Consider the following 12,566-nt stretch of genomic DNA (forward strand, 5'->3'; position numbering starts at 1 on the left):
GTCCCGAAATATCCGGACCGGCTGTCCTGCTCACATTAGGGGGGCCTCGCAAACAGGTCTCGTCAGCAGGGGCGGGGCGATCGGGTCGGTTCGAACCGTTCACGTCGCTTTGCCGATTGCCGCGTCCATTCCCAACTCTTCCTCGGAAATGTCGTCGAACGAAGCGTAGTTCATGTTGTACAGCCGGGCGTAGAGGCCTTTCCTCTGCATCAGCTGTTCGTGGTTGCCGCTTTCGACGATCTCGCCATTCTGCAACACGATGATGCGGTCGGCGCCGCGTATGGTGGCCAGCCGATGGGCGATGACCAGCCCGGTGCGGCCCTCCAGCAGTTTGATCAGCGCCATCTGGATCAGCATCTCGGTGTAGGAATCGATGCTGGCCGTGGCCTCGTCCAGCACCAGGATCTTGGCGTCGGCCACCAGGGCGCGCGCGAAACTGATGAGCTGGCGCTGGCCGAGCGAGAGGTTGCCGCCGCGCTGTTCGAGCTCGGTGTCGTAGCCGTCGGGCAGTTGTTCGATGAAGTCGTGCGCGCCGACGGCCTGTGCCGCGCGCACCACCTCCTCGCGGCTGGCTGATGTCTTGTGGTAGCGGATGTTCTCCTGCACCGTGCCGGAGAACAGGAACGGCTCCTGCAGCACCATGGCCACCTGGTCGCCGAGTGAATCCTGCGTCAGATCGCGCACGTCATGGCCGCCGACCAGGACCTGACCCGACCAGACATCGTAGAAGCGGTGCACCAGTGCCATCGAACTCGACTTGCCCGACCCGGTCGGGCCGACAAGCGCGACGGTCTCGCCCGGATTGACGCGGAAGGAGATGTTCTTCAACACCGGCTGGTTCGGCCGGTAGCCGAAGGTCACGTTCCTGAACTCGACCGAGCCGTCCGTATCGCGCGACAGCGCCACCGCATTGTCCTTGTCGCTGACATCCACCGGCACGTCGAGTACTTCGGAGATGCGCTGGCCGGAGGCCATGGCGCGCTGCATGACGCTGTACTGCATTGTAAGCGAGCGGATCGGGTCGAAGAAGCGCTGGATGTAGAACAGGAACGCCACCATGACGCCGACATCGAGGCTGTGCGACAGCACCATCGAGCCGCCGACGACGATGACCGTCGCCATGGCCATGCCGGTCAGCGTGTCGACGATCGGCACCATCACCTGCGCATATCTGGCCGACCGCAGATGGGCGTTGAGGTTGGCCAGCACTTTCTCGTCATAGAGGTCGAAATTGACATGCTGGCGTTCCAGGCTCTGCACGGTGCGCACGCCATGGATGCCTTCGGCGAGCGCCCCGTTGGCGATGGAATTGGTTTCATGCGCGGCCATGAAGGCTACCTTGGCGCGCGGCAGCCAGAACAGCCGCACGATGAACAGCATCGGCATGGTCGACAGCGTCAGCAGTCCGAGCCGGAAGTCGAGCCAGAGCAGAACGGTGACGATGCCGAACAGCAGCACGATGTCGCCCACCGACATGACGGATGTTTCGAGGAATTCCTGCATCGAATTGACGTCGCCCTGCAGGCGCGACATCAGCCGGCCGACCTCGGTCTTGTCCATGAAGCTGAGCGACACACGCTGCAGATGGCTGAACATGGCGCGGCGCAGGTCGGACAGCACGTTCTCCGCCACCTTGCCGACGACGCTTTCCTGCACATAACTGGCTGCATAGTTGATCAGGATGATCACGGTGAAAGTGATAATCGCGGAGATCATCACCGAGCGGTCGAGCCTGCCCGGAGCCATGCCGTTGTCGATGGCGTAGCGGATGACCAGCGGGATCGCCAGCTGCGTCAGCGTGAACACCAGCACCGCGGCCACCGAGATGAAGATCCGGCCCTGATAGGGTCTGACGAAGCTCCAGATGCGCCTGATGATGCGCGGATCGTAGGCCTTGCCGAAGACCTCTTCCTCGTCGCGATGCGAGCCGACGACGGCCTTGGTCGGCCGCCCGCTTTTGTCGTCCTTCTCGTCGTCGTCCTGCGCCGACATCATGCGGCTCCCTCGAGCCGATCGTCGTCCGGCCGCAGCTGCAGGTCGTAAAGCGCGCGGTAGCGTCCGCCCAGCGCCAGCAGTTCCTCATGCGTGCCGCGCTCGACGATGCGGCCGCCCTCGACGAACAGGATCTGGTCGGCATGCATCAGCGAACTCAGCCGGTGCGAGATGATCAGCGTCACGCGATCCTTGGCGAAGCGCTTCATCGCCGCGCGGATACGCTGCTCGGTACCGGCGTCGATGGCCGCGGTGGAATCGTCGAAGACCAGAACCGATGGCCGCAGCATCAGGCTGCGCGCAATGGTCAGGCGTTGGCGCTGGCCGCCGGAAAGCGAGGCGCCGCGCTCGCCGACGACCGTGGTGTAACCGGCCGGAAGTGCGATGATGTAGTTATGCAACTGCGCATATTCGGCGGCCTGTCCGATGCGGGTTTCCAGCGCCCAGGGGTTGCCATAGGCGATGTTGTTCTCGATCGAGGTCGTGAACAGGAACGCGTCCTGCTGCACCACACCGACCGCCTTGCGCAGCGATTGCAGCGTGACCTTGCTTATGTCCTGGCCGTCGATGGTGATCGCGCCCGAGGTCACATCGTAGAAGCGCGGGATCAGATGCGCGATCGTCGACTTGCCGCTGCCGGGCGGGCCGACAATCCCGATCGTCTCGCCGGATCTCGCCTCGAAGGAGATGCCGGACAATGTCGGCCGGCCGCCCGCGCCCTCATAGCGGAAGCCGACATCATCGAAGCGCAGCACCCCCTCGGTGATGACGAGCGCCCTGGCGTCGGGCACATCCTTGATGTCGAGTTCGGTGTCGAGCAGCTCGAACAGCCGCGTGCCGCAGGTCGAGGCGCGGGCGAAGGAATTCACCATCAGGCCGAGCTGGCGCACCGGCATCTGCAGGATGGTCATGAAGGTGAGGAACTGCGCCAGCGTGCCGACGCTGATCTGGCCCGCGATCACCCTCTGGCCGCCGAACCACAGCACCAGCCCCATCGCCGCCAGGAAGGAAAAGTTCATGGCGCTGGTGTTGGAGACGCGGATGTCGACGCGCTCATTGGCCAGCTCCAGCGCGTCCTGCTTGGCGCGGTCGAATTTTGCGAGCTCATGTCGCTGCGCCGCGAAGGCGCGCACGACGCGGATGCCGCCAAGGTTCTCATCCATCACCCGGCTCAGCACCGACAGCCGCTCCTGCAGCGTCAGCCAGGTGCTGCGCAATCTGAGCTGTGTCACCGAGGAGCGCCAGGCGACGAAAGGCACAAAGCTGAGGCTGAGCAGCCCGAGCATGAGGTCGGTGCTGATGAGGAGATAGGCGCCGACGCCGATCAGCACGCCGAGCAGCACCACGCGCAGTACGCCGGTGGAAAAGAACATGCGCACGCCGTCGAGATCGAGCAGCCCGAGCGTGATGAGATCGCCGGTATGGACTTTGTCGTGGAAGGAGAAGCTCAGCCGCTGGATCTTCTCGTAGAAGGCGAGGCGCAATTCATAGCCGGTCTGGTGGCCGACAGCCTCGCCATAATAGTTCTGCGCCATGGTGAAGAGACCGCGCAGGATGCTGACGACGAGCAGTGTCAGCGCCGTATGCCACAACGCCTGTTCCGCCACAGTGCCTCCACTCGCAGCCATTACGCCTTGCGCCTGGTCGATGGCGCGTCCCAGCAGGCGTGGGATGAAAAGCTGCAACGTCGCGGCGATGAAGGTCGAGACGAGGGTGATGGCGACCTGCCAGGGGTGGCGCAGCGTCATGCGCACGATGCGCAGCAAGGTGCTGAGGCCCTTGCCCCAGGAAGCTTCCGCCACATGGGCAAACGATTTGCCGCGCTTCGCCGCGCCGCTGGTTGCATCCGTAGGCAAGGAAAATATCCAGTCCAATCCGGACATTAGCCCGGACGCATGAAGCAGACTCAGTTCTGATGGTGTGATGTTACGCGTGTCCGACTTGACCCTTCAAGGGGCCAATGGCGGCATCGCACTGTGCCTGACAGGCGGTGCCGCTATCGGTCGTCGACGGGCGCTTGCGGCCTTGTCGCCAAAGTTCCTGTGGGGGTGTCGAGGCGACATTAGCTGGCATAAACAATTCACCGCATTGACGCGCAGATTCTCCAGCTCGATCCAGCTTTGACGGACTATCAGTTCTGTAACGCGTCGCCGACACGGAAGCAGCCAGGTCCAGCAGCCAAGGTCGACGCAGCCGTGAATAGCAAGAGGGCAATCTTCCTTGACAAGTTTTCCCTTCACCGAAGTCATGCCGATCCAGTTTCAAGCGCCGTTGCCGAAGGCTTCGGAGGTTGTCGTCATCGGCGGTGGCGTCATCGGCGTGACCACGGCTTTGTTCCTGGCGCGACGCAACATTTCGGTCACATTGCTGGAAAAAGGCCACATCGCCGGCGAGCAATCGTCGCGCAACTGGGGCTGGATCCGGCAGCAGGGCCGCGATGCCGACGAACTGCCTGTTGTCATCGAAGCGCAGCGCCTCTGGCGCCAACTGGCCGAGGAATGCGGCGAAGACATCGGGTTGAAGCAGACGGGCGTCACCTATCTTGCGCGAACCGACAAGGAGATGGCCGGCTTCGCGAAGTTCCTGAAGATCGCAGAGACACACGGCGTCGACACCCGTCTCCTCGACCAGGGTGAGACGGCCAGGCTGATCCCGGCCATGTCGCGCTCTTTCAAGGGTGCCATGACCACCCCGTCCGACATGCGCGCCGAGCCCTGGGTCGCGGTTCCCGCGCTTGCCCGCCTGGCCGTCCGGCAAGGCGTCACCATCATCGAGAATTGTGCTGCGCGCATGCTCGACATCTCGGCTGGACGCGTTGGCGGGGTCTGGACCGAGCAGGGCCGTATCGCCACCTCGAACGCGGTCGTCGCGAGTGGTGCGTGGACGTCGCTCTTCCTGCGCGCCCACGGCGTCTCCATCCCGCAGCTCAGCGTCAGGGCAACCGTCGCCGCGACCGGACCCATGCCCGAAATCCATTCGGGCGCCGTGGCCGACGAACATATCGCATTCCGGCGCCGGCAGGATGGCGGCTACACGCTGGCATCGGGAGGCACCAGTCAGCTGTATGTCGGGCCTGATGCCTTTCGTCATGCGACCAAATACGTTCCCGCCCTGATGGCGAATCCTTTTGGCACCTCCTACCTGCCGGCGGCGCCGCGCGGCTATCCGGATGGCTGGTCAACCCCGCGCAGGTGGAACGCGGACGAGGAAAGTCCGTTCGAACGGATGCGCATCCTCAATCCCACCCCCAAAGCCTCGGCGCTGCGCGATATCGAGCGCGAATTCATGGCACTTTTCCCGCAGTTCAAAACTGTGCCGATCAAGGCAAGCTGGGCGGGCATGATCGATGCGATGCCGGATGTGGTGCCGGTCGTTGATCGCGCCGCCGAAATTCCGGGTCTCGTCATCGCCACCGGCATGAGTGGTCACGGCTTCGGCATCGGACCTGGGATGGGACGCATCGTATCCGACCTCGTCCAGGGAAACGAAATCGGACATGATCTTCACAGGTTCCGTCAATCCCGCTTCAGCGACGGCAGCCCGATCAAGCTGGGACCCAGTCTTTAGATCGGGCCGCCGGTCGTTGCGGGCCAAGAACGTCATCTATGCCTTCGGCCATGGCCACCAAGGCCTCATCGGCGGCGCCGTCACCGGCAAGATCGTGTCGCAACTCGCCGCTGGTTTGCCGCCGGCGATCGATCTGACGCCCTTTCGGGCGGATAGGTTCTGATTACTCAGAGCGCGCTGCCGTACCGGCAGGCCTTTCCGTTCTTGCATGGGGAAACGACGTGACCGCAAACACCAATTCCCAGGCCGTGGAGCCAATCGATACGCAAAGCGCCTACGCCGTGCTGATCTGCGATCTGGTCGGCCTGCGCTTCGGGCCTGACGGCAAGCCTGATCCCAGCGAAGTGCGCGCCTATATCGAAGCCAAGGGCGGCCGCTTCCACCTGTCCGCGCTTGGCGACAAAGCGGGCCTCGAGCGGGGCCGGGTGCATTTCTTCTACCAGCCGGATCTCAGCACCCGCGAGGAACTGATCGAAGCTGCCGGCGACGGCCGCTATGACGCCGTCATCGCCGCTGCGACCTTCCTGCCCGCCGACACCGTCTTTGGGCTCGCCGGCGTGCGGATCGGTGCCGGCACCGGCAATATGGGCTCGCGCTCCTGGGGCGGCGGCAGCGGTGAGGGCGGCAGCGCAGTGCTGATGAACACGCCCGGCATCAATAGCCGCGCCACCGCACAGATGGTGATGAAGGCTATCCTGAAAGTGCTGCCGGATCTCCCGGTCGGCTTGCTTCACGACCGGGTGGCGCGCGGCGCCTTCGACACCGGCAGGGAGCTGCGTGATTTCCCGACCGAAAAGCTCGAAGGCAAGACGATCGCGATCATCGGCTACGGCAATATCGGCCGCGAGGTCGCCAAGCTCGCCCGTGCCTTCGGCATGCGCGTGGTGATCCATGCAAGGTCACGGCATCGCGACTGGGTAGAAGCTGAGGGCTTTGCCTTCGCGGCGGACCTCGCCGACGCGGCTGAAGGGGCCGATGTGCTCAGCGTCCATGTCGGCCTGGGCAAGCAGGACGCGCAGACCGGCCGCTACGCCAATGCCGGTATCATCGGCAAGGACGTCCTGTCGCGCATGAGCAAGGGTGCGGTGCTGGTCAACTACGATCGCGGCGAGCTTGTCGACGTGGCAGCGCTTGGCGACGCGCTGGATGCAGGGCGGGTGCGCCACGCCGCCATCGATGCCGACCTGTTCAGGGATGCCTCGACCGGGCGTCTTTCCGGTCCGATGCTGCCTTATCTCGACCTCGTCGAGAGGCACGGCGAAAAACTTGAACTTCTGCCGCATGCGGCTGCCGATACGGATCATCCCTCGCGCGTCGCCGGTGCCAAACAGGCCATCGACCAGCTGTTCGATGTCATCTGCCGCAAATCCGTGACCAATGCCAAAGGCACCGTACCTCCGGGTTATCTTTCCCTCGGGGCGACGACGCCGCCAGGCATCGGACCGGTGACGGCGGATCATTTTTTGAAATTGACTGCCAGCGACTGCTCCGAACTGGCGGATGTTTGTGATCGGCAAAACCGGCTGTGGAAGGCCCTGTCGGACACGCCGCCCGCAGAGCGCGGCAAGATGGTCGCTGAGCAGGGCGAGGAACTTGTCCGGCTGATCGACCGCTTCTGCCTTCTGGCTGAGAAACTCAACCTCAGAGGCCCTTATCAATAACGTCGCGCTGCCGCCGCGGGCTATCACCGCAGCAGGTCCGAACGAGACACTCCGGCGCAATCTTCAATATTTAACCTACCGCAGGCTCGATCATTCAACCCACCGCAGGCTCGATCCGATATCGGTGTGGAACGCCTGTCGCTGCCCGGTTGCGGATTTTATCGGGCGCTTGACCTGCCAGCACCGCGACTTCATCGTCGCGCACCGGCGTGTAGAGCCGATAATATTGATGGCTATTCATGTTGAGTTCGGCTGGAACAACGTCGCTCACGTCCACCGCACTCACCTTGTCGCTGATGGTTGCCATGTTGTCAGGGCCTCCGGCGCCAAGCCGGGGGCCGTTGAATTCAATTCCAGCACTCAAGAAGGTCAGCACCCAATCCTCATGGGTGTAGTAGACGGTAACCCCGCGCCCGAGGTCGGGCAGCGCCTTCAGTTTGTCCTGCCGGTCGAACGCGTCGGAGTCCTCGTCGGCGGCGGCGAGAATGATTTGATTGAAGATGGTCGGAAGATGCGTCGCCGGTACGGCCGGTTGGGTCTCGCCAGGTTTTGTATCTTGCGGTTGCGCCAGCAATGCCTGAACGCCAAAACGCAGCACATAGTTTCCCATACTGTGACAGAGCAGGTGAACGGTCGGACGCGGCGCCGTCGGGGCAAGGCCGGCAAGCTCCGTCGCCAACCTGCGGATCACTCGGGCAAACGCGGGACCACTCTGTCGTGACGCTGCCCGGTCATGCTGGTAGCCGATCAATGTGCCGGCAGAGGGCCAACTGAAGACGATGATCTCGGCATCTATTCCGTAGAAGCTGAGGATTGTCGCCGCACGTTCGACGCTGTCGGAAAAGGTGTTGAAGAAGCCATGCGCGAACAGAATGATCGTCTTTGCCGCACTGAATGCCGGGTGAAGCGCAGCAAACATCTGGTCGCTTCCGCGAATTTGAGCCTTGCCCTTTTCGACAAGTATCTTCTCGTCATACACAAGCAGGGTGCCGGGCACGATCTTGCCCTGCTTGGGAGCTCCGGTGACCGTCACCTGGACCTCTCTATATCGAAGATCGACGCCTTGGGCCTGGCTGAGATTGGGGCCGAAACCGGTGATCCGCCCCTGACTGTTCACGATAGGGTTTCGATTGCTGACGAAATGGACCTTGTAGGTGTTGGCCACGGGTTCCTCCGGACAGGGGTGTCAGGTCAGGCAAACGTTCGGCAATTCACTCCAGGGCGGCACATTCTTGTCTGCGAACCGCATACCCGGGCCTTGGCTCTCCTCGGATACTTTCGCAGTGCTTGCGATGGCTAAAGCGTAGGTTCCGTTATCTTACCCATGAAAGAACGTATTTGTTGTTTCTAATATGCCCACGCCGCATCGGCAAGCAATTTTGCGGCATCTCTTCTTTCATGTCTTGATGCATTGCATGCGCCACGCATGGCGCCGAACGTGAGTTTTTGCAGCGACCGATCACACCGATGGCCCTGGTAGGGACCGCACGCGTTGTTGCTTGACGCCTGGCTTCGCGCCGGAAGATCCAGATACCGATGGTGGCGGATCAGCCGTCGGCTCAGTACCGGGGACCGGCCACCATTCGCGCCACCCGCGTCATGTCGGTGCTCATCTCGCGGTCGTCGTCGAGCGGGCTGACCAGCGCGCGCACGGCGGCGAAGGTGCGCTGCGGCCCTTCGCCCATGCTGTCGACAACACCGCGCAGCTCCACGCCGGTCGCCGCGAAGATCAGCTCCATCGCCACGAGGTAGCGCATGCGCTCGATGATCTCGGCTGTCTTGGCCACCACTCGCGGCGCCATCGACGACTGGTCCTCAATGCCATCCGAAACGGCCAGCGGGCTGAGCGACATCGGGTTGGCCAGATGCCGGATTTCGGCTTCCAGCGCCGACAAGGGTTTTTGCAGTTCCGCATAGCCCTGGCGGCTGCCGCCTCTCGCCGACAGGAAGCGCGGCAGTTCGGCTGTTGTCGGCGACATCAGCTTCATGCAGCGGTTGGCGGTGCCGACGGCGCAATGCGCCAGCGCCTGGCCGAGCTGTTCCCAGGCGAGCGTCATTGCCGTGAGGTCGAAATTGCCATTGGAGATCACCCGCTCACCCTCGGCCAGGATCACGGGATTGTCGCCGGAATGGGTGAGTTCGATCTCGGTAGCGAGCCGCGCCTGTTCGAACGCATTGAGCAGGCCGCCCCAGACCTGCGGCACACAGCGATAGCTGAGCGGATCCTGGAGGCGCCGCGCTGCCTTGTCCTGCCACAGGCCGCTTCCCGCCAGCTCCGCGCGCAGCCGGGCGCCGATCTCGCGCTGGCCGAAAGCCGGCCGCGCGGCCAGCGCTTGCTCATCGATCGCCGTGAGGGAAGAGCGAAACGCCTCATAGTTGAGCGCGACCGCTGCCAGCGCCCAGTCGATGAGATGGGCGACGTCTTCGAGGCACAGGCACGCCGTTCCGGTCGACAGGCTGTTGGCGACGATGATGGCGTGACCGTCCTTTTCGCGCAGGTCGAGCGGCTCGAGTCCGGCCAAGGCAAGTGCCTCGGCGGACGGCATGATCCTGCCCTGGAACTCCGCCTCGCCGTCGCCGCACAATGACCTTGCCATATGGCCGAGATGGGCAAGGTCGGCAGCGCCGATCGAGCCCCAGGTCGGGATCACCGGATGCACGCCGGCATTGAGCGCGGCGACAAGGCCCATGACCACGCGTTCGGAGGTGCCGGTGCCGCCGGCGGCCATGCCTGAGATGCGCGCGGTCATCAGCGCCCGCACCGCCTCCGTCGGCAGCGCCGGTCCTATGCCCATGCTGTGGCTGAGCGGCACGCTGTGCTGGAAGGCGATCAGGTCGGCCTGCGCGAGCGGCGTGTCGACGCAGGCGCCGAGGCCCGTGGTGACGCCATACATCGGTTTGCCAAGCCCGGTCAGATGCTCGATCAGGGCGCGGCTTGCCCGGATGCGGCGCATCGCCTCTTCGCCCAGCATAAGCCGGGCATTGCGGCGCGCGATCTCGGCGACGTCAGCCACGCCGAGCGGCTTGGCATCGAGCAGTACTATCCGGGCTGTCATGTCTCGCCTGTATCCTGTGACCAGATGCCCGGACCAGCATTACAACGGGCGTCGCCGTTTGTGACGGCTCGCAGACGCGACTGCAAGCCATTCCCATTGGGACAGCGGCGCGAAGGTGACCAGAGCGAGGATCAGGAAACTATGCCGGCCCCTCCGCGACGGCGTCGGGCACGACCACCAGCTTGCCGACAAAATCCTTGGCGACGAAATCCGCTTGTGCGCGGTGGAAATCGGAGAGCCTGTAGACGCCGCCGACGAGCGGCCGGATCTTTTTCGCCTCGATGTAGCCGACGATGCGGCGGAAATCCGCCCGCGTGCCCTGGCTCGAGCCATGCAGTTGCAGCTGCTTGAGATACATGGTCCTGAGATCGAGTTGCACCACCGGCCCGGCGATCGCACCCGCGGTGGTGTAGCGGCCTTCGGGCCGCAGGATGCGCAGCAGGTCGTTGAAGATCGCGCCGCCGACGAGATCGGCGACCACGTCGACAGGCTGGCCGCCGGTCGCTTCGTTGACGGCTCGCGGCAGGTCGGCGGCGCCACGGGTGATCACCGCTTCGGCGCCGATGTCGAGCACCGCCTGTTCCTTGCCCTTGCCGACGACGGCATAGGGAATGGCGCCCCGTGCCCGCGCCAGTTGCACGATGCCAGAGCCAACGCCGCCCGAAGCGCCGGTGACCAGAACACGCTCACCAGCCTTCAAGCCAGCGCGTTCCAGCATCTGTTCGCCGGTGAGGTAGGCGCAGCAGAAGGTGGCGAGCTCAACATCGCTCATCTCCGTGTCGACGACATGCGCATTCTGCGCCGACACTGCCTGGTACTCGGCGTACCCGCCGTCGCGGCCATGGCCCATATAGTCGATGTCGGCGAGTGAATCGTCATCGCGGTTGTAGATGGAGAAATCGACCATGACCCTTTCGCCGATCCGATCCGGCGAAACGCCACCGCCAACGGCAACGATGGTGCCAACCGTGTCGGTGCCCTGGATGCGCGGGAAAACAAGCGTGTTGCCCTGGCGCCGCCAGGTCGACACGGCGGCCGCGTCCTCTTCCGTGCCATAGGCGCCCTGGCGCACCCAGACGTCGGTGTTGTTCATCCCGCAGGCGCTGACCTTCACCAGCACCTCACCCGGTGCGGGCGAGGGCACCTTCACATCGGTGCGGTAGACGAGCTTTTCCGGTCCACCGTGCCCGGTGAGCAGGACGGCGGCCATGGTGGCGGGGACGGTTGTGGTCATGGCATTCATCGTCGATCTCAGAGATTGGCAAACACGCTCTTCACCGCATCCGCCGTCTTCGAGACGACGATGTCGGCTTCCCTGCGGGTCAGGCAGAGCGGCGGCGCGAAGCCGAGAATATCGCCCTGCGGCATAGCGCGGCCGATGACGCCGCTTGCGGCCAGCGCTGTCGCCACTTGCGGCCCGATCTTCTGTGAGGCGTCGAAGAACACCCGGTCGTCCTTGTCAGCGACGAACTCGACTGCCGCCAGCATGCCGTCGCCGCGTACCTCGCCGACATTTTTGTGGCCGCCGACGGCCTTGGTGAGCTCGGCACGGAAATAGCCGCCGGTCTCGCCGGCATTCGTCACCAGATCCATCTCGTCGATCAGTTCGAGATTGGCCACACCGGCGGCAACGCAGATCGGATGCGCCGAATAGGTCCAGCCATGGCCAAGCGAACCGAGCTTGTCGGACCCGTCGACCAGCACCTTCCACACTCTGTCGGCGACGATGACGCCCGACAATGGCGCATAGGCCGAGGTCAGACCCTTGGCGATGGTGATGAGATCCGGTTTGATGCCGTAATGGTCGGACCCGAACATGGTGCCTAGCCGGCCAAAGCCGGTAACCACTTCGTCGGCGACCAGCAGCACATCATACTTCTTCAGCACCGCCTGGATCTTCTCCCAGTAACCGGCCGGCGGCGGCACGATGCCGCCTGTGCCGAGGATCGGCTCGCCGATGAAGGCGGCGACGGTTTCGGGCCCTTCGGCCAGGATCATCTCCTCGAGCTTGTCGGCGCAGTGCCGCGAGAACTGTTCCTCGCTCATCGAGCGGTCGGCGCGGCGGAAATGGTACGGCGCCTCGGTGTGCAGCACCGGCGCGCGCGGCAGGTCGAAGGCGTTGTGGAACAGGTCGAGCCCGGTCAGCGATCCAGTCATCACGCCCGAACCGTGATAGCCACGCCAGCGCGAGATGATCTTCTTCTTCTCCGGCCGGCCCAGCACATTGTTGTAATACCAGATCAGCTTGATGTTGGTTTCGTTGGCGTCCGAGCCGGAGAGGCCGAAATAA

Annotated in this window: 9 protein-coding genes; 3 read left to right on the forward strand and 6 right to left on the reverse strand. The window is 63.8% G+C overall.

Annotation, left to right across the window (positions count from 1 at the left end):
• Window positions 1-99: 99 nt before the first annotated feature.
• Both ACWGS8_RS27715 and ACWGS8_RS27720 read right to left on the reverse strand, forming a co-directional pair.
• Window positions 100-1,992: an ABC transporter ATP-binding protein gene (locus ACWGS8_RS27715; protein WP_454583900.1), complete on the reverse strand. Its 1,893-nt coding sequence runs from the start codon at window positions 1,990-1,992 to the stop codon at window positions 100-102.
• Complete coding sequence (locus ACWGS8_RS27720) at window positions 1,992-3,875, reverse strand: ABC transporter ATP-binding protein (protein WP_454583901.1); 1,884 nt, start codon at window positions 3,873-3,875, stop codon at window positions 1,992-1,994. The genes ACWGS8_RS27715 and ACWGS8_RS27720 overlap by 1 nt, the downstream gene beginning before the upstream one ends.
• Before the next feature lie 337 nt (window positions 3,876-4,212).
• Between ACWGS8_RS27720 and ACWGS8_RS27725 the strand changes: the two genes are divergently transcribed.
• Genes ACWGS8_RS27725 through ACWGS8_RS27735 form a run of 3 tightly spaced genes read left to right on the forward strand, consistent with a single transcriptional unit; the run spans window position 4,213 to window position 7,220 of the window.
• Window positions 4,213-5,559 (forward strand): NAD(P)/FAD-dependent oxidoreductase, encoded by a 1,347-nt coding sequence (locus tag ACWGS8_RS27725; RefSeq protein WP_454583902.1) that lies wholly within the window; start codon window positions 4,213-4,215, stop codon window positions 5,557-5,559.
• 16 nt (window positions 5,560-5,575) lie between these two features.
• The gene (locus ACWGS8_RS27730; protein WP_454583903.1) at window positions 5,576-5,722 is read left to right on the forward strand and encodes a hypothetical protein; all 147 of its coding nucleotides are present in this window, start codon (window positions 5,576-5,578) and stop codon (window positions 5,720-5,722) included.
• Between the two features lie 58 nt (window positions 5,723-5,780).
• Window positions 5,781-7,220, forward strand: a complete 1,440-nt coding sequence (locus tag ACWGS8_RS27735) for an NAD(P)-dependent oxidoreductase (RefSeq protein ID WP_454583904.1) — start codon at window positions 5,781-5,783, stop codon at window positions 7,218-7,220.
• Window positions 7,221-7,314: 94 nt separating this feature from the next.
• Here the strand turns inward: ACWGS8_RS27735 and ACWGS8_RS27740 are convergent, their stop codons facing one another.
• The 4 genes from ACWGS8_RS27740 to ACWGS8_RS27755 all read right to left on the reverse strand — a co-directional run.
• Window positions 7,315-8,385: an alpha/beta hydrolase gene (locus ACWGS8_RS27740; protein ID WP_454583905.1), complete on the reverse strand. Its 1,071-nt coding sequence runs from the start codon at window positions 8,383-8,385 to the stop codon at window positions 7,315-7,317.
• 394 nt (window positions 8,386-8,779) lie between these two features.
• Window positions 8,780-10,276, reverse strand: coding sequence for an HAL/PAL/TAL family ammonia-lyase (locus tag ACWGS8_RS27745; protein WP_454583906.1), 1,497 nt, complete (start codon window positions 10,274-10,276; stop codon window positions 8,780-8,782).
• 139 nt (window positions 10,277-10,415) lie between these two features.
• The gene (locus tag ACWGS8_RS27750; RefSeq protein ID WP_454583907.1) at window positions 10,416-11,519 is read right to left on the reverse strand and encodes an alcohol dehydrogenase family protein; all 1,104 of its coding nucleotides are present in this window, start codon (window positions 11,517-11,519) and stop codon (window positions 10,416-10,418) included.
• Window positions 11,520-11,527: 8 nt separating this feature from the next.
• Window positions 11,528-12,566: aminotransferase class III-fold pyridoxal phosphate-dependent enzyme (locus tag ACWGS8_RS27755; RefSeq protein WP_454583908.1), on the reverse strand; the 1,039-nt coding region annotated here is incomplete at its 5' end.

Source organism: Mesorhizobium sp. 43Arga, from assembly GCF_053714255.1.